Origin of the sequence: Psychrobacter sp. T6-6, from assembly GCF_052258185.1 — a bacterium.
GTDB lineage: Bacteria > Pseudomonadota > Gammaproteobacteria > Pseudomonadales > Moraxellaceae > Psychrobacter.
Window position 1 is genome coordinate 149,758 of sequence record NZ_JBQQEX010000006.1, and the last position, 22,208, is coordinate 171,965.

Here is a 22,208-nt window from a genome sequence, read left to right on the forward strand (position 1 = left end):
AATCTCTCGTTAGCCTACTAGTTCTTGACGAACGATGTCTGCGCCTGCGCTTAATGCTTGTAATTTGCCTTTTGCCACTTGGCGCGACAACGGTGCCATGCCACAGTTGGTTGAAGGATAGAGCTTGTCGGCATCGACAAATTGTAGCGCTTTACGTAAGGTATCTGCGACCGCCTCAGGCGTCTCGATGTCATTGGTCGCCACATCAATCGCACCAACCATGACCTTTTTACCACGAATCAGTTCAATCAAGTCCATCGGTACGCGCGAGTTCTGACACTCAAGTGACACGATATCGATTTTAGACTGCTGCAATTTGGGAAAGGCTTTTTCGTATTGACGCCACTCTGAGCCGAGCGTTTTTTTCCAATCGTTATTGGCCTTAATGCCGTAGCCATAGCAGATGTGTACCGCCGTTTCGCACTTTAGCCCTTCAATTGCACGCTCAAGCGTGGCAATGCCCCAATCGTTGACGTCATCGAAGAACACATTAAACGCAGGCTCATCAAACTGAATGATATCCACGCCCGCCGCTTCTAGCTCTTTAGCTTCTTGATTGAGGATGGTAGCAAATTCCCACGCCAGCTTTTCGCGGCTCTTATAATGACTGTCGTACAACGTATCAATCATGGTCATCGGCCCAGGCAGCGCCCATTTGATCGGCTTGTCAGTGTGCTGACGTAAAAACTTGGCATCATCAACGAACACAGACTTTTGGCGGCTCACGCCGCTCACAACCGTTGGCACACTGGCATCATAGCGATTGCGGATACGCACGGTCTCGCGCTGATTAAAATCCACGCCGTCTAAATGCTCAATAAAGGTGGTGACAAAGTGCTGACGGGTTTGCTCGCCATCACTGACGATATCAATCCCTGCCTGTACCTGCTCTTGTAGCGACACCAATAGCGCATCTTGCTTGGCTTGGATTAAATCCTCACCGTCCAGCTGCCATGGTGACCAAATTTTTTCAGGTTCCGCCAGCCAAGTGGGTTTGGGTAAGCTGCCAGCAGTTGAGGTTGGTAGTAATACTGTCATATTGCTTCTTCTTTTGTATTGGTCTTTTATTAGTTTTTTCATGACGTGATCAATTAGGCAGCATGCTGTTTAGGCAGTGCCTCTTTCACAGAGTAACTGGCCGCCCATGTCTCAAGAATATCCTGATAAGGCTTGATAAAATGTGTTTCGGTGAACTTGCCTTGGGTCACTGCCATTTGGCTACGCTCTGCACGATCATATACGATCTGGGTCAATGAATAATCTTGGTAGTTCAAGCTTGGCTGATACACTTCCCCAGCGCTCGAGTTGGCATTATAAATCTCAGGACGATAGATCTTTTGAAAGGTCTCCATGGTACTGATCGCGCTTATGAGCTCAAGATCGGTATAGTCGCTGAGTAAGTCACCTGCAAAATAAAACGCTAACGGTGCGACGCTACCTTCAGGCTTAAAATATCGCACAACTAAGCCCATCTTGTGAAAATAGTCGTCGGTGAGCGAGTATTCATCTTGCTTGTACTCGACACCCAATACCGGATGTTGGTTGTTGGTACGATGATAGGTTTTGCTTGTCGACACACTCAGGCAAATCACAGGCTGCTTATCAAAATTGGCTTTATAGGCATCTGAGTTCAATAGGTACTGAAACAGCTTGCCATGCAAGTCACCAAAGTGCTCTGGTGGCGATGACGTTGGGTTTTTATCGAAATGATCTAATAGCACGACGCTAAAATCATAATCGCGCACATATGATGAAAAGCTATTACCAATCATACCGTTGATGCGTTTGTTTTCTTTGTGGTCAATAATCGTTGTTTTGAGTGTTTCAATGACAGGAAAAGCATCGCCATTGCCTTCGATATCCATATCTACAGAGATGATATCAATCTCAACAGAATAACGATCTGCTGTAGGATTGTCCCAATGCGCAAGGGTATTAAAACGGTTGTTAATCATCGTCAACGTTTTGCGTAGGTTATCCTCGCGCTGCTCTCCGCGTGCTAAGTTGGCAAAATTTGTCGTCAGTCGTGTATTGTCAGCAGGATGATAGTTTTCATCAAAACGAATGCTTTTAATCGAACAGCTAAACTCTTTACTCATAATGATTCACCACTTTCATATTTAAAATAGAACAAAATATCGTTATGGGTGAATCATACTCAAAACTTTACATGAATAAAAACGATACTATTTTAATATAAGATGAATTTTATTCATCTTTCACATAGATCTGGAATTAGATATAGATTGATAAGAGCATTTTTAACTATCGCTATAAAAAATCTAAGTCTGCAAAAAACTGAGAAGTGATGGCGGCGATCGACAAATGGGATAGAAAGGATAGAGAGCGATGTCTGATTAGAAATTGTGGACGAGTGATACCGTACTGTGATCCAAAGATTTTAAAGAAGGTAGAATTGTCACAAGTGAAAAATCAAAACGATATGATATATTCAAGACTCTAAATCAGTACCTAAACATGACTAATTTCTCGCAAGGTATACTACATAAAACAGCAAAGTAATCTTAGCAGTCTTATTTTACCTAGAGCCATTTTTTGATAGCATCAAGCACTGCTACGAGTACAAGACAAAAAAATAGTAGCGATACGTCATCTATTAAATGACCTATCGCTACTATGTTTAGAGCTCTCTATCTTTAGAGTAATGTCCTTAGAAGCTATTCTCTTTCCAATACCACTCTGTAGCGAGCATTACCACTTTCTAGGCGCTCAAACGCTTCGTTTATTTCAGACATTTTGTAAGTCTCAGTCACTGGTTGGATTTTGTGTCGCGCCGCGAAATCTAACATTTTGCGCAGCGTCGATGGTGAGCCAACTGGTGAGCCTGATAGGCTTTTTTGCGCCATAATCATCGGTGCAGCTGATATCTCTAGTGGTGCTTCTAATATACCAACAAAGTGTAGTTTACCCTTTGGCTTCAAGGTCTGAACAACCAGATCCCAATTCATATCGACGTTTACTGTTGAGATGATCAAATCAAAAGAACCCGCGACTTTTTCGATTTCGCTATCATTTCGTGAGTTCAATGAGTGGTGAGCACCCATCTCTTTTGCTTCTTCTAGTTTCGACTCACTGGTAAACGCGGTCACTTCACAGCCCCATGCATTGGCAAACTGCAACGCAAGGTGACCTAAGCCACCAATACCGATTACGGCTACTCTTGAGGTTGGTGTGATACCGTACTCTATAAGTGGGTTAAACACGGTGACACCGCCGCATAATAGTGGTCCCACTGCATTAAAATCTAGGCCTTCAGGAACCTTTATGACGCTGGTATCTTTTGCGCGCACTTTGTCTGCAAAGCCGCCATGGTTACCAATAATCGTACCTTCTTGCTCAGGACATAGGTTATGGTCGCCATCGATACATAAATCACAAACGTTACAGTACCCTTTATGCCAGCCAAGGCCGACTTTATCACCTAGCTCCAGGTGCTTAACATGTTTCCCCTTATTAAGGACTTTACCTGCAACTTCATGTCCGCCAACAAACGGGTATTGGGTCATACCCCACTCGTTTTGCCACATTGATAGATCACTGTGACAGATACCGCAGCTGTGTACTTCGATTTCTACTTCATGGTCGCCTAAAGTACCTGGGTCATACTCATAGGGCTCAAATTTGCCACCTTTCTCTTTTGCTGCATATGCATTAATCATCGTTATTCCTCATTTTTAGTCATTGTAAGAGTTAAATTTTTGGTCGTTGTGATTGTTGATTTATAGTTCTATTGGCTATTGGGACATCAAATGCATTGTTAAGGTCAGGCGTCATCGAGGTATCAACATCACTGAAATATCTATCGACCCGACATAGAAAGCATTTTGAATAGAGACGTTTTATATTGCAGCATCTTAAACAAAATCGCCTTTGATAAATCCAATTGAGCGGGCTTCCAATTGAGCGGACTATAGCAAAGACTAATGCTATTACACCATCACCTTTAACAAATTAGGACCAACCTCATACACAGTCTCATACTTAAAGGGCTGAGCACAGCTACTACTAACGCTTTGCGGCTTCAATCTGAATATTCAGCTGCACTTCGCTGGTGATACCTAATAGCGTATATTTACTAATACCCCATTTTGTTCGATCGATGGTTGTGGTGAAATCGCCACCGCAGACTGGCTTTTTGAGTATCGGGTTTAGGTAACAATTGAACTTAGTCGCTGTTAATGTAACAGGGTTAGTCTTGCCATGTAGCGTCAACATCCCATCGATTTTGCTGACGTTTGAGCCACTATCATCGGTCGAAAAGTACCATTTAGTAGACTCAAATTGCGCTAATGGAAACTGCTTAACATCAAAAAAATCTGCGCTTTTGAGTGCGATATCAAACCCTTTATCTCCTGTATTTAAGCTGTTCAGAGGAATAACCAACGAGATATTACCAGTTTTGGCAGCTGCGTTATAGTCCAGCTGTCCAGTTAGATTATAGAACCCGCCTGTGTTGGTTGAGGTATTAAAGTGGTCAATAGCAAAACGTACATTGGTATGAGTAGGGTCAATATCATAAATCACCGCATGGCTGCTAGTGAGACCTAACATGCCTATACATACAGCTGGTAGAAGCTTGCGAGTGGGCAGCATGATTGCCGCAAGAGACATTCGATTCATAATAACATTCCTTTGTGATCGTAAATGATAGGGCAATCGTGTCATTTATATTCTTTGCAATCAGGCCCTTATAAGTACTGCGCTCTTATATAATGACAACAAGCCCATACTTAATCAATAAGTATGGGCTTGTCTGTTTTGATACGACATCATTGCTAGTAGTATGTCACGCAAATGATCGACCAAAGACATCACATCATATCTTACTGTCCGTGGTTGCCTGATCTTTACCACTTGGCACCAACCATTTGGCAAACCATCCTGACAAATCATCCATCAGAGTATAGACGACTGGAATGACCACTAGACTAAGTAACGTTGAGGTGACCAGACCGCCCAATACCGCTGCTGCCATTGGTCGTCTAAATGTTGGGTCAGCATCACCCCAACCAAACACCAGTGGCAACATACCAGCGCCCATTGCAATGGTAGTCATGATAATAGGGCGCGCGCGTTTGCGGCATGCATCTACGATAGCTTCAAAACGTGCCAAACCTTGACGCTGCGCAATCAGCGCATAGTCGACGAGTAGAATTGAGTTTTTGGTCGCAATACCCATGAGCATGATAAAGCCAATCATCGATGGCATCGACAAGCTGCTATTGGTAATAACCAAGCCAACAAACGCCCCGCCTATCGATAACGGCAATGCCATTAAGATAGTAAACGGCTGCAACAAACGACCAAACAGTAAGATGAGTACACCTAAAATACAGACCACACCCACCGACATGGCGATAATAAACCCACTAAAGAGATCGGCCATGTTCTCAGCTTGACCCTGATCAATGATAGTAATTGCAGATGGCAGTTGCTGCATGGTGGGCACAGATTTGACCGCTTGAACCAAATCACCAAGCTCACCACTCGCTGGTTGTACGGTGATACTAATAGCCCGCTCGCGATCTAACCTACTGATCTGCGCAGGACCTGTGCCAAAGTCTAGATCAGCGACCTCGCCCACGCGCACCCCTTGTCCTGCAGGCAGTGTGCTCGGTACATATAGACCTTCTAACTGACTCACATTTTGCTTGGCCACATCTGGCAGACGCACTACGATAGGAATCTGACGCGTATCCAGATTGAGCTTTGACAAGCGCTGCTCGTAGTCACCAACAGTCGCCACGCGCAATGTGGTCGCTATGTCCTGAGTTGTGACCCCTTTATCAGCCATTGCCAGTCTATCAGGCGTTACCGTCAGCTCTTGACGCGGCAGACTACGGTCACTGGTCACAGCGCCTGCGCTCGGTAGCCCGCGTATTTCGGTCATGATTTGCTGGGCCGTTTGCTCCAGCAATTGCGGGTTGGTACTGGTTAATGAAAAGTTATAGCCACTCTCCCCGCCACTTGATAAGCCTACCGTAAAGCGTGCTCCTGGCACATCTGTCATCAACTCGCTGATTTTTCGTTCGATTTCTTTTTTGGTGCCTCGTTCTGCACGCGGCGCCAGCACAATATCTAAGCCTGCGATGTTCTCAGCTTTACCGCCACCACCATCTGATGCGCCCATTGACGCTTGCGCCTCTCCCACTGAGGTGAAAATATTGGTCACTTCATGCATTGCTAAGATACGAGTGCTAGCAAGTGCCGCCACGCGTTCTGTATCGGCCAATGAGACATCAGGTGTCAGCTCAATGGCAACCCGAGTCTGGTCGATGTCATTATCCGGAATGAACGAGGTCGGTAACAGTTTGACTAACCCTAGTGAAGCCACGAACAGTACCAGCGTAGCAGCCATAGTGAGCCAGCGATGATGCAGTGTCCAAGAGACAATCTTAAGATAATACGTCATGATCGCGCTTTGTTTTTCGATGTGCTTTTTCTCTGGTCTGAGTATATACGCTGCCATCATAGGGGTGATCAGACGCGCTACCATCAGTGATGCAAAGATAGATAACGCAGCGGTCCAACCAAACTGACGAAAGAACTGTCCGACAATACCGCCCATAAATGCCGTCGGTAAAAACACCGCAATCAAAGTAAAAGTAGTGGCAACCACCGCCAGACCAATCTCATCGGCCGCTTCCATAGCCGCCTCATAAGGCGTCTTGCCCATACGTAAATGCCGAATAATGTTTTCGACCTCAACGATGGCATCATCAACCAACACCCCGATGACCAATGACAACGCCAGCAGCGAGATGATATTGAGGCTAAACCCAAACAGATACATACCCAAAAAGGTCGGTATTACCGATAAAGGTAAGGCAACGGCAGCAACAATCGTCGCTCGAATATTGCGCAAGAACAGAAATACGACGACAACGGCTAAAATACCCCCTTCAATGAGCATACGTAGCGAGGATTCATAGTCTTCAGCTACTGGCGTTGCGCGATCATAAACTTTTTCGATATTGATATTACCCACATCAGCTGTGAGCTTGGCAAGTTCCTCATCGACAAGCTTCATGACATCGACTTCGCTGGCACCGCGTGAGCGAGTGATGTTGAACGCCACCACCGTCTCCCCATCCAGTTTCGCAATAGAGCTTGGATCAGCGGCGCCATCAGTAATTTGTGCCATACGTCCAAGCGCTTGTGTACCGCCTGTGGGCACAGCAACCTGTACATTATTGAGCTCATTTGCACGCTCAACAGCACCCAGCACACGGATAGTTTGAGTGGTATTACCCACTTCAGCTTCCCCGCCCGAGCTGTCTTGCTGGATACCAGCGATTTGCTGTGACAGTTGCGAGATGGATAGTTTTAGACCACTGAGCGCAATTGGATCAGCGGCAACCGTGATTTCACGCTGTAGTCCCCCAACACGGCTGACGGTACTGACACCAGGTATATCAGAGAGCCGCTTGGTGACAGTATCATCGACAAACCACGATAGATCCTCCACACTCATGTTTTGAGCGGCCACAGAATAAGTGACGACTGGAAACCCTGCCGTAGATACTTTGGTAATGATAGGATCATTGGCAGCGGCTGGTAGATCTCCTCGTACTTCACCGACTGCCGAGCGTACATCATCGACGGCTTCTTGAATGTCTTTTTCTAACGTAAACTCAGTCGCCATCGTCGCGGCACCAGTCTGTAACGTGGTACGAATATGACTCACACCCTCGATACTGGTCAGCTTATTTTCGATCTTCTTTGCGATGTCGTTTTCGAGCTGTGAGGGCGCGGCGCCTGGTAGTGTTACCGTCACGACCACAGCGGGTAGATCTATATCTGGGAACTGCTGCACCTTCATTTTCATGAAGCCGTAAATACCGCCCAATGTTAGAAGCACAAACAGCAAGATAGCCACTAGCGGGTTTTTGATCGAGTAAGCGGAGACGTTTAAACTCATGACTGTGCCTGCACTGCTGTACTCGTTTGGCTCACACCATCTACGATACGCACCAAGTCACCATCATTTAAAAAGCTACCACCTTGTTTTACAATTCGGCTATCACTTGGCAAAGGTTCTAATACGGTGACATTTTCACCCAGTCTTTCGCCTAGTGTCACACGTTGTTGCTTGATGCGGCCCATAGACTTGTCGTGTCGAGACGTGGTCTCAGCCATCACTAGCATCACATAATCGTAGCCATCGTTGCTCACAATAGCGCTATTCGGAATCGTTTGGGTACTGGTACTTCCAAGCAAGAACTGGCCTGTCTGATACATGCCAGCACGTATGTTTGCATTGGGAGCCAAACTTGCATAAATCGTGATTTGGCGATTGCTGTCTGCTGTCGGGGCAATACGGCTCACCTGCCCCATCACTGCATCACCGCCAGGCAGAGCGACTCGTACCGATGTGCCAACGTTGATATCGCCAATGAGTTTAGGGTCGATATCAGCCTGCCATTCCAAGATACCACCCTTGATAATCGTAAATAAAGGCTCGCCGCCTGCGACCTGCCCAACCTCTACCATCTTGGCACTGATGATACCGCTCACTGGTGCGACCACTTTTGCATTATCACGTGTCAAACGCTGATTGCTCAAACGAGCTTTGGACGCCTGCAAAGCCGCTCTTGCGCGTACTTCAGAGGTACGATAGCGATCAGCTTCTTGTTTGCTAATGGCATCAATATCGATAAGAGGCAGTACACGTGCCGCATCTGCACTAGCATTGGCAAGCGTTGCTTCTGCTTCTGCGACATCTGCTTCAGCCTGCAGCACTTGTTGCTCCATCGCATCGGTGTCAAACATTGCGAGGACTTGTCCTGCGCTTACGCGGTCACCCTCTTCGACCAGTATACGTTCGATGGCAACACCATTTACTTTTGCACTGACGTTGGCAGTGTCTTTGGCATTAATGGTGCCATCAGCACTGAGTGTACTACCGATATCCTCTTGGCTTGGACTGATAGTTTCTACTGAGAGCACAGACTGCTCCGTACTAGCGCTACCATCAGCTACATTATCGCCTGCCGCACTATTGGACGCTGCTGACTCGTCCGTTGCTGCCACATCATTATTGCCCCAATACTTGCCCAAGAGGACACCAACGACCAGCACCGCTGCCAATACAGGCAGCAGCCATAGCGGCATTTTGGAAGTGGGCTTTTGAGACAGGGTATCAGATTGACGATACGGTGGTAGTTTGGAGGGTTCGGATGGCTCAATATTGGTGTCTTGCTCGCGAGTTGGTACGTGCTTATCCTCAGGCTGTTTAAAATCACTCATAGTTGGTCTCTATAAATAAGCACGGTACTAACGCCGCAAAAAGTATAAGGGAAACAAGATGATGCAAACCGACATTATCAACAATAGTCTTTTATCATTGTAGACTATCTCTTTACAGGGTCAATTGTGTAGAATATCTGCATAGTCAATTGATGGTGATTATCAGAATATAGTAAGACATTGAACTTGATAAAGATATTGACAGCCAAAATTATAATGTGAGTAAAAAACCGACCACGACAATTTATCGTTGTATATCCACATTGTGTCCAAACCTATTTATCTATTCTTTTATATCTAATATTCAGCCTTCAAGGCATCTCTTTAACAATAACGCTTAATCCTTTATCCTTTGGATAGATAAGTAGCTGAACATGATGTCGCAGCGAATGCACGGATATGTAAAAGGTACACTTAAAACAGCAACTTGCAATAACTCACGATACATACGCCCTACAGTTTATACTTGTATTTGTGAGGCAATTTGTCATTATTGATATAACGTCATCAATAAAGGAAACCATCATGGCTAATAAAGCAGAAGTAAAAAAGATTAAGCAAGATATTAAAGATACCAAAGTAAAAATTAAGCAAAAACAGAAAGACCTTAAAGATTTAAAGAAGTCATTAAAAAAAGCGAAAAAAGCCAAATAGCTTTTTGCTGAGAAATGGCTTGATGCTGAGAGTAAGCCGCTTTTATAAAATAGCTTGGGTTCAAAATAGAAGAGGATAGCGTTGGCTGTCCTCTTTTTTGCTGTTTATTGATGGTAAGAAGATCGCAAACGGTATTGCTAGGCTTGACTTGACTAGGCGTTGGTATAACGACTGGCCTCTGGCATCCAGCGATGAATTAATTGGCTAACATCTGGTTTACGCGCTGGATCTGCTATCAAATGCTTAGCCAAACGCTGAGCAATGGCAAATAATTGCTCATCACGTATCAGGTCAGCCAAATAATATCCGACGTTACCCGTTTGGCGCTTACCCAGTAGTTCACCCGGTCCACGCAGCTCTAGATCCTTTTGAGCAATAACAAAACCATCAGTGCTATCACGCAATACCTTGAGACGCTCTGTGCCAGTCTCCGAGAGTGGCTTTTGATAGAGCAGCACACAGTAGCTTTTAGTAGAGCCTCGCCCAACACGCCCGCGTAATTGATGCAGTTGTGATAGACCCAAGCGCTCAGCATTTTCGATCACCATAAGCGACGCATTAGGGACATCGACACCTACTTCGATTACCGTTGTCGCAATCAGCAAGTCCAAGCTACCTTCCTTAAACGCTTGCATGATGGCTTGCTTATCAGCAGATTTCATTTTGCCATGCACCAGCCCAATGCGAATATCTAAGCGCTCATTTAAGTCTTCATAGGTGGCTTCAGCCGCTTGTGCATCTAGCACGCTTGATGCCTCGACTAACGAGCACACCCAGTAGGCTTGCCTGCCTGCCTCACAGTTAACAGCTATGCGCTCAATCACCTCATCACGTCGGTTCCGATCAACGGTCACCGTCGTGATTGGTGTGCGTCCTGGCGGCAACTCATCAATGATGGAGGTATCCATGTCGCCATAGACACTCATTGCAAGTGTCCGAGGGATTGGTGTTGCTGTCATGATCAGTTGGTGCGGCGTGCTGTTGGCTACCCCTTTATTAGTCAACGCCATTCGCTGCTCAACGCCAAATCGATGCTGCTCATCAATGATGACAAGACCCAGCTTGGCAAACTGTACTTGCTCCTGGAACAGAGCATGCGTACCAACGATGACTTGTACGGTATTTTCCGCAACCGCTTCCAATGCCTCGCGACGTTGTTTGGCCGTTTGCTTGCCGGCAAGCCAGCCAACACTAACTCCCAATGGCTCAAACCATTGCTTGAAGTTTACCAAATGCTGTTCTGCCAAGATCTCAGTCGGCGCCATTACGGCCACTTGCCAGCCGCTATCTAACGCATATCCGGCAGCTCCTGCTGCAACCAATGTCTTACCAGCACCCACGTCACCCTGTACCAGTCGCAGCATCGGAATTGAGGTTGCCATATCTGTGGTGATGTCTGTCATTACTCTTTTTTGGGCACCCGTTAAATCAAACGGCAATGCGCCAAACAACTGATCGGTAAGCTGGCTATGAGTAGTACATTTAGGCGCTTTGTGCTGATGTAGCTGTTGGCGGCGATATAGTAGACTGAGCTGATGAGCAGTCAACTCTTCAATAATTAGACGCTGACAGGCAGCATGAGTGCGTGCCGTCAGTTGAGTCAATAACTTGTACTGCTGGCTCGCATTCGTATAAGTCGGCGGTGTATGCAGCAGTACCAATGCTTCAAATATTGTTAAATTATAGACATTGTGCTGAGCAATACTGACAGCGACGTTATGTATGTCATTATCTGCCTGATAGGTAGAAGGACTGGGCTTATATACGCTATTGCCAATCGCATTGCTAGTCACATTGTCAGGCACGCTACGCGCCAACGTCGAGAAAATATCTTCGGTATATTCGGCCTCTGATACCACTGATTTGGATGGCTCAAACGGCACTAATGGTAGATCGGATACAACTGCAAAATCTTCAGCCGTAAACAAGGTCATGGGTAGACCTTGGCTCCGAACCGTTTGCAATGCCAGCTTAATCAAGGTGCGCAGCTTGTTTTGATGTAAGCCTTTGACAGTAGGATAAATAGGCTGCAATCCCGTATCAGTCATGATGGTATTGTCAGTGATAATTTGATATTCAGGATGATGTATCTGCTTACCGTAACGGCTGACTTTGACCTCACCAAATAGCTGTAAGCGTGTTCCCAAATTCATAGTCTGTACTAGACCACGATAGACCTTAAAAAACCGTAAGGATATCGTACCAGTGTCATCGTCCACGGTCACGGTCATACCGCTGCGTTTGGTATCGACATGGACGACCCGACCAGTGATCAACGCCGACTGTCCATGCGCCACCTCGCCAATTGATACCAGTCGACTGCGATCTTCATAATCACGCGGTAAGTGGAGCAGCAAATCAAATATCCGTTTGATATTCAGTTGCGCTAGTTGCTCTGCCACTTTTGTTCCAACGCCTGCCAGCGCTGTCACTGGCATGTCTAGCGATGAAAGTGGTAAATCAGACCTTGTGTGGACTTTTACACTGGCTAAAGAAGTATTCGTTGATACTAACATCAAAGATCCTAACGATATTATTTTTAATTTTTATATACTAAGGGTGTTTTTAATATACCGTACATATTGGCAGTTGTCATAAAATAGCTACCATATATAGCACATATAAAAATACCAATTCGTATCATTATAGCTGACAATACAATTGCTTATGCCCAGCTATTTGGTAATACTGCTGCAAAACAATCCAATGGCAAACGACTGAACGTCTGACTGTTATCCAGTAAACAACTTCTATCTTCTTTTTACATCATGGCAAAGCTATAAGGTGCTTTTATGTTCGCTTCTGCTTTTTATAGTCACCCTCCTCTAGGCCTACTACGCGCCAGTCTGTTGACTGTATTTGGACTTGCTATCAGTGCTTGTAGCACCATAACGCCTGACTATTCAGTAACATCAGAACCAGCCATAGAGCTACCTAGTGTTGCACTGGTATTGGGCGGCGGCGGGGCGAAAGGCTTTGCTCATGTGGGGGTAATCAAAGCATTAGAAGAGAATGGCATTAAGCCTACAATGGTGGTTGGTACCAGTGTCGGTAGCTTAATTGGCAGCTTGTATGCGAGTGGCTACACGCCTGCACAGCTTGAGCAGTTGGCACTGACCACCTCGGACAGCCAGCTGACAGATTTTACGATATCCAACCAAGGATTTGTTGAAGGTATCAAGCTCAAAAACTTTATTAATAATAAAGTGAACGCAAAAGCAATAGAGGCGTTTCCTATTAGCTTTGCAGCGGTCGCAGCAGAAAAGCATACTCTAAAAAAGGCCGTCTTTACGACGGGTGATGCAGGTCTTGCTGTTCAAGCCTCTTGTAGCGTGCCTAATATTTTTATCGCGCCGCGCATCCCCGAAAAAGTCGGTAAAAAATACGTCGATGGTGGGGTGGTGAGCCTAGTCCCTGTAGATAGCGCTCGTGACTTGGGTGCGGATATCGTTATTGCTGTTGATGTGACCACTGCTCAAGACAATGCCGCTACGATTAATAACCCTCTAACCATCAGCTCATTGAGTGACTTTTGGGGGTTTCTCGAAACCAATATCGTATCACCCGCAACGCACCAACGTACCTCATCAATGCGCCGTGAGCGAGACCGTGCTGATATTGTCATTACACCAAATGTGGGACACATCAGTTCAATAGATACCAGGCAGCGTCGCCATCTTATAGAAGCAGGCTCACAAGCAACTACATCTCACATCAGCGCTATCAAACAACTGATACAAGAAAAGTCCAAAAGCAAATACGCAACCCTTTAATCAGACCTATCTAAAAACGTGTATCCAAAGATACTTATTCAGAAACACCTACCAAAAAATTTCGGCCAACATTTATTCCAGTACATAAAAAAGCACCATAGCTATGAACTATGGTGCTTTTTGTTAATGCTTACTGTTACCTGGTAGCGCTTGGCAAACCCCTCAGAATAAAGTTTTTCAAGCCGTAGCTGATTTAGTGTTATTTAACACGTGCGCGATATTTTACTGCTACCGTATCATTCAGACCAACGCCTTCGAGATCCCAGCGAACTGCTTTGTAGTATCTGAGCGCAACATCTTGCAGTTGATTATCTACCTTTGTACGTAGTGGCATACGAGCGAAGTTATTGCCATCAACACTACCATATGGGAAATCAGGTGCCACGGTACCAAGCAGCTCTACTTGATCAGGAATACTCATAGTGACCGTCATCTTACGTACACGATCTGCATTGGTATTGGTGAAGTATCCTTTATACTCCAAAACATTGCCCGATTGCAATCGAGTATTAGTATCAACAGGAACGAGAGTCTCCTGACCATTGGCATCGACGCTTACCAACGATGCTGTGATCTTGCTATTGACCGCTTGGGCGCTTGAGTTACCGCTCGCACTTGCCTGCATTGCCATTGAACTATCAACTGCTTGCTCTGGTGTTGGGAGCATTGCTGACGCTTGCGTGACTACCATTGCACCGATGAGCGTACCGGCAACAACGTGAAATAAGCGATGACCGCTCCAAGCACTAAATGGGCTAGCAAATTGGTTACTTTTTTTCATAATTCTCATTATCCCTAGTTGATATTTCAGTAAAACGCAGATGGCAAAACGTAAACTTTTTAAATCTATTCAATAGCTGTCTTATATCGCTCATGACTGCTTGAGCAACCTAGCCCTAATACTACAGCACATATAACTGATGGTATTACTTAAACCATAGCCGATAAGCAAATTATCATTATCTGCTTTTTGACTATTTTGTTCTATCAATTACATGATCACGTCACAGTTGCTATTTCTTTCAGAGCCACTCTTTTTATAAAGTCACTTCTTACTTCCTACAAGGGTACTTCTTATAAAATCACTATTTTTATGATTATCTTCGTTCGCTAACCGTAAAGCAATAGCGCTTAGCATAGCAAAAAGCTTTTGTGTGTACATTAACCCCGTGTTGAGGTTGTGTATATCGTAATCCTGCGATGAAACACCCGAACACAGCTGAAATAAAAGATAGCTCATAACCGCGTTTTTTGCTATGGTAAATCTTTAGCGTAAGGCATATTTTTGCTGCGCACTCTTTCTTATTCTAACGACTACTGCTCCCATTATGACTACTAGTTCCATGCCCCAGATTAATCCTGAATACGTCCATTGGTTCCGTAACTCTGCCCCATACATTAATACCCATCGCGGCAAAACGTTCGTGATCATGTTTGGCGGTGAGGCGGTCAATCATCCTAACTTCAGCACACTGATTCATGACTTTGCTTTGCTCCATAGTTTGGGCATCAAGCTGGTACTGGTGCATGGGGCGCGACCACAAATCGAAAAAAACCTCAAAGACGACAATATTGAGTCTCCGCTACATCAAGATATCCGTATCACCCCGCGTGCAGCGATGCCAGCTATCCTACAGGCGGTTGGCGCTATTCGTTTACAGATCGAAGCACAGCTGTCGATGGGGCTTGCCAATTCACCTATGTATGGTTCGCGCATTGATGCCATCTCAGGTAACTTTGTGACGGCGCGCCCTTATGGCATTCGTGAAGGCATTGATTATCAAATGACGGGCGAAGTTCGTTCTATCGATGTGGAAGCTATCAAAAACAACTTATTACACGACCACACCGTGATACTAGGCTCTATGGGCTATTCAGCGACGGGCGAAGTATTTAATTTGCTCGCTGAAGACGTGGCGCTTAGTGCTGCAGTAGCGTTAGGAGCCGATAAGCTTATCTTCTTGGGTGAGGAAGCTGGCATCAATGATGGTGATCGTTTATTACATGAGATGATTCCCAACGAAGTGGATCGCTTCTTGCGCGACCGTGATCTAAACTGTGAAATCAATTACTTCTTAAACTGCGCAAGCCTAGCATGTCGCCAAGGGGTACATCGTACACATATCATCTCATATGCCAAAAATGGCGCACTACTAGAAGAGCTATTCACTCGTGATGGTTCTGGTACGCTTATCAGCCATGACCCTTACGAAGAGATTCGCCGTGCCAACATTGATGACGTGGTTGGTCTTATCGAGCTGCTATCCCCTCTAGAAGAGCAAGGCATCTTAGTCAGCCGCTCACGTGAACGCTTAGAGCAAGAGATTGATAATTATAGTGTCATCGAGCGTGATGGTATGATTTTGGGCTGTGCCGCGCTACATACGTTAGATGCTGAGTCAGCAGAAGTGGCTTGTGTGGCCGTACGTCCTGAGTATCGCAGTGGTAGTCGCGGTGCTGACTTGCTGGCGTTCTTGGAGCAGCAAGCGCGCAGTCATGGCTTGCATAAGCTATTTGTTTTGACGACTCGTACCGCGCATTGGTTCGTTGAGCAAGGCTTTGCTGAAGTTGAAGCAGATGCCTTACCAGAATCACGTCAAGAGCAGTACCATAATGGTCGCAACTCTAAAGTCTTTCAAAAGAACCTATAGAGGATAGCCAAGCTGATATTATTCTTATTTGACTTGCTCTAACAAGGGTAATATCAATCAAACTAAAATATTTGCGCAAAAAAAAGCCTTCATAATCATTATGAAGGCTTTTTATTCGCTAGATACCTATTTCACGCGCTAAATACTTACTTAACGCTTAATAGCTCAACCGTGAAGATAAGCGTGCTGTTAGGCTCGATACCCGCATTACCCGCTTCGCCATAGGCAATATCTGATGGGATATAAAACTCATATTTGCCGCCTTCTTTCATCAACTGTAGACCTTCTGTCCAGCCAGCGATGACTTGGTTAAGTGGGAACTCGATTGGCTCACCGCGCTCATAAGAGCTATCAAATACGGTACCATCAATCAATTTACCTTCGTAGTTGACTTCCACCACATCAGTTGCTTTTGGTGATTTACCAGTACCTTCTTTTAGTACTTTGTACTGTAAGCCAGAATCAGTTTGCTTGACGCCTTCTTTCTTCGCATTTTCTGCTAGGTATGCAGTACCTGCTGTTTTGTTTTCTGTTGCTTTGTTTTCCATGTCTTTAACGAACTGTTCTTCTTGTTCTTTTTGATAAGTCATCAATACTTCTTGCATCTGCTCTTGAGTCAATGCTGAGTCATTGCCTTCATAGCCATCACGGAAGCCTTTTTCAAAAGTATCTAGGTTCAGATCTTTAACTGCTTCTTTATTACCTTCTGCCATCATGAAGCCTAAGCTGTAGCCCACTTTTTCACTTGCTGAGCTTTGCTCTGTAATAGAAACGCTTTGAGCGGCTGTTTCTTGACTGCCGTTATTAGTGCTACAACCTGTCATTAACAACATAGCACTAGCAAGAGCGCTAACGCTTAAAGTAGTGATTTTTTTCATAAAGTACTCTCTAATTGTAAGAATAGTGGCGAGATGTCACATTTCTCTATAATAACAAATCTTAGTTTTGGGAACCACGCTTTGCACAAAATTATCGAGCGAATGTACAGTCTGTGTAAATATCTCCTGTGATAATAACAAGTTATCACACAAATATAGTGTCGGGTAAAGCTTTCTGTCTTTAAATCCATCAATACTTCAGTTAAGCTGAGTTCGTTAAGGAGATAAGTAATCGAATGTTGACATTTATTATCAACATATGAGTATCAGTAGCAAATCGATAACTAAAAATCAGACTGATGCCGTTGATAATAGAACCATTCAAAAAATACTATCTTCGTATAACTCAACCCCAAGACATTATTTTAATAATCATCTACATATCTGTCTCGCTCACTCATAGTTTTATTAGCGATATTTATAGGATGCTTCAAGGAGGATAAGATGAACCCAATGTATACATCTTTTAACGGTTATCTTGGTGGGCCTATCGGTTCTATCATTGGTGCTATTTTGATATTTATCATTGGTTGGCTAGTAGCACTCGGTATCGCAGCACTTGTCCGCGGTGTCCTATCTAAAGTCAATCTCAATCAACGCATGAACTCTTCAACCGGTAAAACTTACGATCTTGAGGGCATTATCTCCAAGATTGTTTTTTGGTTTATCTTTATCATTGCCATTTCAGGCGCGCTTAGCCAACTGAACCTAAACTCAATCTCGGCACCATTTGCAAATATGGTCAACCAAGTATTGGCGTTTATTCCTAACCTCATCGGTGCGATTGCTCTTGGTGTCATCGGTTGGGTCGTTGCTACGGTAGCTCGTACTGCTATCAATGCTGCACTGTCTAAAACCTCAATGGATGAGCGTTTAAGCGCAAAAGCTGGCGTAAAACCGATGAGCAGCACGATTGCTGACATGGTTTACTGGTTCATCTTGTTAGTGGTGTTGACCATGGTACTTGGTCAGTTAGAGCTTGATGGTTTGTTTGCCCCATTAACGAATATGGTCGACAAAATCTTCAGCTTTATTCCTAACATCCTGATTGCAGGTGTGGTATTTGTTGTCGGTTATATCATTGCCAAAGTGGTTCGCGGCATCGTAACCAATCTTGTTTCTACGTTTAATGTTCAAGCATTGGCGTCAAAAGCAGGCTTAAGTGAACAAAACAGCCTACCTAACATTGCAGGTTCGCTAGCATTTTTAGTAGTTATTATTCCAACGATTATTGCTGCGTTAAATGCATTGAAAATCGAAGTAATTGCTCGTCCTGCGACCAATATGCTTAACAAAATTATGGAAGCATTGCCAAATATCTTTATGGCAGTCGCTATCCTAGTAGTGACTTTCTATGTGGTTCGTATGGTTGCCAACATCGTTAAAGGTTTGCTTGAGAATACGCAAGTGAACCAATTGCCTGCCAAAGTAGGCTTGCAAGAAACCATGGGCAGCCAGAGAGTATCGGACTTAGTTGGTCATGCGATTATCTTCTTTGCTATGCTATTTGCAGCCATTGCAGCCGCCGATCTATTAGGTTTTGTTGCTATATCAGGCATCATCACGATGTTCATCGCTTTTGGTGCCAACATCGTATTAGGTGCGATTATCCTATTCATCGGATTTTGGCTTGCCAATATCATTGCAGGCGTTGTTGAACGTTCTGAGCAAGGTTCACAGTTCTTAGCAAACATCGTACGTGTATTGATCATGGGTCTTGTACTTGCTATGGGTCTAAAAGCAATGGGTATTGCTGATTCGATCGTCAATTTAGCATTTGGCCTAACTCTAGGTGCCGTAGCCGTTGCCTTTGCTCTATCGTTTGGTCTTGGTGGTCAAGAAGCAGCAGCACGCTTCCTACGTAAGATGCAAGACAAAATGGATCGTGAACGTGACGAAGCGAAAGCAAAGTCTGCAGTCACGCCAAACTCATCGACGCAAGAGAAAGTTGCTGATTCAGTACGTGAAAATACGCCTTCAGCTGCTACTACGTCAACTACTGAATTGCGTACTGATGTTATCGAAACGCCTCGCGTAGATACCAATGACATCTACAACAGTGATCAGACGCTTCCTGGTAGCAATCTTAACGATGATATCAATAAGTAAGCATCCATAACGCCTTACTTTTAAATAAGAAAAAGACAGCCTAGGCTGTCTTTTTTTATGCGCGTATCAGTAGAAATCGCTTAGAGGTAAGGTACAAAAAAATTGAAACCACATTGAAATAGCGTTGAAACAGCACCTGACTCAGAACCACCCTGCTCTAAAAACTACTTTGTAGAAATCATTAATCCCTATAATCATTGATCATTATCTGTCTTTTTTTGCAGGTATAGAAAGACTTAGCTTTACTTGAGGTAACTTAGCAGGTTTATTATTGTTCTCGGATTTATCCTCATACTTAGCATTCTGGTCAGCTTGCCTGTTTACTCTTTGGGCATTTTTTTGCGATTCTTGCTTTTTTAGCTGCTGTATTTGTTTAGTCAACTGCCGCTCTCTTTGAGTCATCGTATCGACTGGCTGTATCCACACATCAATATCAATAAATGTCTCATTGTCTTCAGTAATAAAGTCGATACCAAGCACAACGATATGATGTAACTCTACTATTGGCAAGCGCGTCGCTACGTCCTGGGCAATTTTTGCTAGATTCGGCTGGATAGCCGCTTTGCTGTTATTTGCCTGAGCATCCTGACCATAGAATATGAGCACATAGTGCCGACCCAAGCTCTCGTAAGAATGCTGATGTACCACATAACCATCTTGTCTCAGCTTATCACTTTGCTTAGGATGTCTATATAGCGTACGGACCAGCTCATGCCGCGAGAACAACGACTCATCCAACAGTTGCTGCTGCCAGCGAGACACCAAGGTATCTGGCTGTGTTTGGTCATCTGTCGCTGTCTGCTTTTCACGATACATTGCTATCATCTGTGCACTTAACTGCGACCATAGTGTCGCTGCTTGTTGCATATGCTGATGATACATCTGAGCAGTTGCACTTTGATTTTTGTACGCGAGCGCCATGGTGACAAGTGCTGGATTGGGTTTGTCCTGAGTTTCATGTTTGATAAGCGTATTATCTACTGTGATAGCAGGCGCCAACAAAGATGGACTTTGCAAAAACTGAGCCGCGAGTACTTCTTCTGATACAAAACTTGGCGCATGACTGATAGCCGAGTATTGCAACTGCGCTAAGTGATAACTCAAAAACCGCCATAACTCGCAGGGGGTCTGTACCGCTACCAAGACCGATTGCCAGTCGTGCCAGCTAAACACGTGTAGTTGTGGCCCAGCCTCACTCATATCTACCACCAAATCCTCCAAAAAATAGCGAGCGCCGAAGTCATGCTTTAGACGACTGGGTGGTTTGGTCTGATGACTATCAGTATGTGCTGCACTCCTCTCTTCATCATCAGTCAGCTGAATATCGACAACTAAAACATCATGGCAAAGGGGCTCTATGTCTTTATTGTTGGTGTCGATACTTTCAGTGCGGTTTTTTTCGATGTCGTTTCTTTCGGTGCTTTTATTTTGAGAAGCTGATGCCTTATGCCATGCGAGGGCAGATTTTACCGCAGTCATACGTGCTGCACTAATATCAGCTGAACTGGTATCTAAAGGTAAATACAGTGTCAACGCCAGCAGTTGCAGCTTGCCTGCTGGGAGTTGGTAGAGATATTGACCAGCATCATATTTTTGTCCAGCTGTTTGTATAGCAGGCAGCGTGACGCTTATCGCAGCTGACTGTAAATAACAGGCAAGCTCACTAGCAAGATAACTTTCATCAGATATTGTAGTAGAGGACTGAGACACAAATTCCAACCTTTTATTATCGTAAATTAGGCGATTAATCGCCTTTTAACTTCTCAAAACCATAGCGTTTTTACTAATATCATTGCTAGTACTTTAGCGCATTTACGACTGTAAAATTATGCTACATAAGCACTATCAGACACAGTCGCTTTCAACGCAATGACTTGTTATGATGATATCAAAGCGGTGTTACTTGTCCGTAGACTTTATAGTTCTAAGCTGCATCCACGCACCGCTGTTAGGTTCATTTATCAAATTTTAATCAGCACTATATAATAACAAGGATTGAGCATTATGAAGCGTTTTAAAGAAAAAACCGTGATCGTCACTGGAGCAGGTTCAGGTATTGGCCGTGCTACTGCCATTCGCTTTGCTGAAGAAGGTGCTAGAGTGGTTTTGGTGGGGCGTACTGCTGATACCTTAGCAAAAACAGCAGAACAGTTTCCAGAAGATCATACGTGGATTCATACTGATAACTATCTATGTGTCACTTGCGATATCAGCGTACAGAGCCAAGTACAGGAGATGATCAAACATACTATCGATAAGTTTGAAAGGATTGATGTTTTGGTCAACAACGCTGGAAAAGCGACTCAAGGTAAAATAACAGATCTGTCTGCTGAAGACTGGCGCTCAGCCATTGATGTTAATCTAAATGGTACATTTTATGTCTCACAAGCGGCGATGCCCCATTTGATAGAAACCAAAGGCAGTATCGTCAATGTCTCATCCCTCTCGGGAATGGGCGGTGACTGGAATATGGCCGCTTACAACGCTGCCAAAGCAGGTGTAACCAACTTAACGCGTACACTAGCGTTAGATCATGGTCCTGACGGTGTGCGCGTAAATGCTGTCAATCCAAGTGTGACTAAGACCAGCATGACCACTGCCATTCAAGACAATGACAGTAAGACAGACAAATTTCTAGCCCGCTGTCCACTTGGGCGTTTGGCTGCCCCAGAAGATATTGCCGCTGCCATTACTTTTTTGGCCAGTAGCGACGCTGCTATGATTACTGGGGTGAACCTACCTGTTGATGGCGGCGTTAGCGCCTCTAACGGTCAGCCACAGTTCTAATATCTTGGCTCTCTAAATTAACAGCCACGATAAAATCACTCAAAAAAAGCCCCTGATAATATATTATCAGGGGCTTTTTTATCTTT

At 44.6% G+C, this 22,208-nt stretch carries 15 protein-coding genes; 5 read left to right on the forward strand and 10 right to left on the reverse strand.

Going from position 1 to position 22,208, the window contains the following annotated elements; genetic code table 11:
- Positions 1–9: 9 nt before the first annotated feature.
- The 6 genes from ACTXGL_RS10705 to ACTXGL_RS10730 form a co-directional block, all read right to left on the reverse strand.
- Complete coding sequence (locus ACTXGL_RS10705) at positions 10–1,038, reverse strand: methionine synthase (RefSeq protein WP_443526782.1); 1,029 nt, start codon at positions 1,036–1,038, stop codon at positions 10–12.
- A gap of 53 nt (positions 1,039–1,091) precedes the next feature.
- Positions 1,092–2,099 carry a DUF1852 domain-containing protein gene (locus tag ACTXGL_RS10710; RefSeq protein WP_443526783.1) on the reverse strand — a complete coding sequence of 336 codons (1,008 nt, stop codon included), beginning with the start codon at positions 2,097–2,099 and terminating at the stop codon, positions 1,092–1,094.
- A 579-nt stretch (positions 2,100–2,678) separates the two neighbouring features.
- On the reverse strand, positions 2,679–3,680 hold the full coding sequence (gene ahr, locus ACTXGL_RS10715) for an NADPH-dependent aldehyde reductase Ahr (RefSeq protein WP_443526785.1): 1,002 nt from the start codon (positions 3,678–3,680) through the stop codon (positions 2,679–2,681).
- A 346-nt stretch (positions 3,681–4,026) separates the two neighbouring features.
- Positions 4,027–4,641 carry a YceI family protein gene (locus ACTXGL_RS10720; protein WP_443526787.1) on the reverse strand — a complete coding sequence of 205 codons (615 nt, stop codon included), beginning with the start codon at positions 4,639–4,641 and terminating at the stop codon, positions 4,027–4,029.
- A gap of 196 nt (positions 4,642–4,837) precedes the next feature.
- The gene (locus ACTXGL_RS10725; RefSeq protein WP_443526789.1) at positions 4,838–7,942 is read right to left on the reverse strand and encodes an efflux RND transporter permease subunit; all 3,105 of its coding nucleotides are present in this window, start codon (positions 7,940–7,942) and stop codon (positions 4,838–4,840) included.
- Positions 7,939–9,270, reverse strand: a complete 1,332-nt coding sequence (locus ACTXGL_RS10730; RefSeq protein WP_443526791.1) for an efflux RND transporter periplasmic adaptor subunit — start codon at positions 9,268–9,270, stop codon at positions 7,939–7,941. The genes ACTXGL_RS10725 and ACTXGL_RS10730 overlap by 4 nt, the downstream gene beginning before the upstream one ends.
- A 525-nt stretch (positions 9,271–9,795) precedes the next feature.
- Between ACTXGL_RS10730 and ACTXGL_RS10735 the strand changes: the two genes are divergently transcribed.
- Positions 9,796–9,924: a hypothetical protein gene (locus ACTXGL_RS10735; RefSeq protein ID WP_319052097.1), complete on the forward strand. Its 129-nt coding sequence runs from the start codon at positions 9,796–9,798 to the stop codon at positions 9,922–9,924.
- A gap of 152 nt (positions 9,925–10,076) precedes the next feature.
- Here ACTXGL_RS10735 and recG read toward each other — a convergent pair whose 3' ends face one another.
- Positions 10,077–12,440: an ATP-dependent DNA helicase RecG gene (gene recG / locus ACTXGL_RS10740; protein ID WP_443526792.1), complete on the reverse strand. Its 2,364-nt coding sequence runs from the start codon at positions 12,438–12,440 to the stop codon at positions 10,077–10,079.
- A gap of 276 nt (positions 12,441–12,716) precedes the next feature.
- Between recG and ACTXGL_RS10745 the strand changes: the two genes are divergently transcribed.
- Complete coding sequence (locus ACTXGL_RS10745; RefSeq protein ID WP_443526793.1) at positions 12,717–13,697, forward strand: patatin-like phospholipase family protein; 981 nt, start codon at positions 12,717–12,719, stop codon at positions 13,695–13,697.
- Positions 13,698–13,896: 199 nt separating this feature from the next.
- Here ACTXGL_RS10745 and ACTXGL_RS10750 read toward each other — a convergent pair whose 3' ends face one another.
- Positions 13,897–14,478 carry a hypothetical protein gene (locus ACTXGL_RS10750; protein WP_443526795.1) on the reverse strand — a complete coding sequence of 194 codons (582 nt, stop codon included), beginning with the start codon at positions 14,476–14,478 and terminating at the stop codon, positions 13,897–13,899.
- Positions 14,479–15,025: 547 nt separating this feature from the next.
- Here ACTXGL_RS10750 and argA point away from each other — a divergent pair.
- Complete coding sequence (argA, locus tag ACTXGL_RS10755; RefSeq protein ID WP_319052100.1) at positions 15,026–16,348, forward strand: amino-acid N-acetyltransferase; 1,323 nt, start codon at positions 15,026–15,028, stop codon at positions 16,346–16,348.
- A gap of 146 nt (positions 16,349–16,494) precedes the next feature.
- Here the strand turns inward: argA and ACTXGL_RS10760 are convergent, their stop codons facing one another.
- A complete protein-coding gene (locus tag ACTXGL_RS10760) occupies positions 16,495–17,226 on the reverse strand; it encodes an FKBP-type peptidyl-prolyl cis-trans isomerase (protein WP_443526796.1) in 732 nt (243 codons plus the stop codon).
- Positions 17,227–17,670: 444 nt separating this feature from the next.
- Between ACTXGL_RS10760 and ACTXGL_RS10765 the strand changes: the two genes are divergently transcribed.
- The gene (locus ACTXGL_RS10765) at positions 17,671–19,335 is read left to right on the forward strand and encodes a mechanosensitive ion channel (RefSeq protein ID WP_443526798.1); all 1,665 of its coding nucleotides are present in this window, start codon (positions 17,671–17,673) and stop codon (positions 19,333–19,335) included.
- A gap of 204 nt (positions 19,336–19,539) precedes the next feature.
- On the opposite strand, the gene ACTXGL_RS10770 is transcribed toward ACTXGL_RS10765, so the two are convergent.
- Entirely contained in the window at positions 19,540–21,045 is a 1,506-nt protein-coding gene (locus ACTXGL_RS10770; RefSeq protein ID WP_443526799.1) for a hypothetical protein, read from the reverse strand.
- A 294-nt stretch (positions 21,046–21,339) separates the two neighbouring features.
- On the opposite strand from ACTXGL_RS10770, the gene budC reads away from it, so the two are divergent.
- Positions 21,340–22,122, forward strand: coding sequence for a meso-2,3-butanediol dehydrogenase (gene budC / locus ACTXGL_RS10775; protein WP_443526800.1), 783 nt, complete (start codon positions 21,340–21,342; stop codon positions 22,120–22,122).
- Positions 22,123–22,208: the final 86 nt, after the last annotated feature.

Coding starts and splice junctions, on each gene's coding strand:
- recG (WP_443526792.1), bottom strand. CDS start 12,440: ATGTTAGTATCAACGAATACTTCTTTAGCCAGTGTAAAAGTCCACACA.
- ACTXGL_RS10745 (WP_443526793.1), top strand. CDS start 12,717: ATGTTCGCTTCTGCTTTTTATAGTCACCCTCCTCTAGGCCTACTACGC.
- ahr (WP_443526785.1), bottom strand. CDS start 3,680: ATGATTAATGCATATGCAGCAAAAGAGAAAGGTGGCAAATTTGAGCCC.
- ACTXGL_RS10725 (WP_443526789.1), bottom strand. CDS start 7,942: ATGAGTTTAAACGTCTCCGCTTACTCGATCAAAAACCCGCTAGTGGCT.
- ACTXGL_RS10705 (WP_443526782.1), bottom strand. CDS start 1,038: ATGACAGTATTACTACCAACCTCAACTGCTGGCAGCTTACCCAAACCC.
- ACTXGL_RS10750 (WP_443526795.1), bottom strand. CDS start 14,478: ATGAAAAAAAGTAACCAATTTGCTAGCCCATTTAGTGCTTGGAGCGGT.
- ACTXGL_RS10735 (WP_319052097.1), top strand. CDS start 9,796: ATGGCTAATAAAGCAGAAGTAAAAAAGATTAAGCAAGATATTAAAGAT.
- ACTXGL_RS10720 (WP_443526787.1), bottom strand. CDS start 4,641: ATGAATCGAATGTCTCTTGCGGCAATCATGCTGCCCACTCGCAAGCTT.
- budC (WP_443526800.1), top strand. CDS start 21,340: ATGAAGCGTTTTAAAGAAAAAACCGTGATCGTCACTGGAGCAGGTTCA.
- ACTXGL_RS10710 (WP_443526783.1), bottom strand. CDS start 2,099: ATGAGTAAAGAGTTTAGCTGTTCGATTAAAAGCATTCGTTTTGATGAA.
- ACTXGL_RS10730 (WP_443526791.1), bottom strand. CDS start 9,270: ATGAGTGATTTTAAACAGCCTGAGGATAAGCACGTACCAACTCGCGAG.
- ACTXGL_RS10765 (WP_443526798.1), top strand. CDS start 17,671: ATGAACCCAATGTATACATCTTTTAACGGTTATCTTGGTGGGCCTATC.
- ACTXGL_RS10760 (WP_443526796.1), bottom strand. CDS start 17,226: ATGAAAAAAATCACTACTTTAAGCGTTAGCGCTCTTGCTAGTGCTATG.
- argA (WP_319052100.1), top strand. CDS start 15,026: ATGACTACTAGTTCCATGCCCCAGATTAATCCTGAATACGTCCATTGG.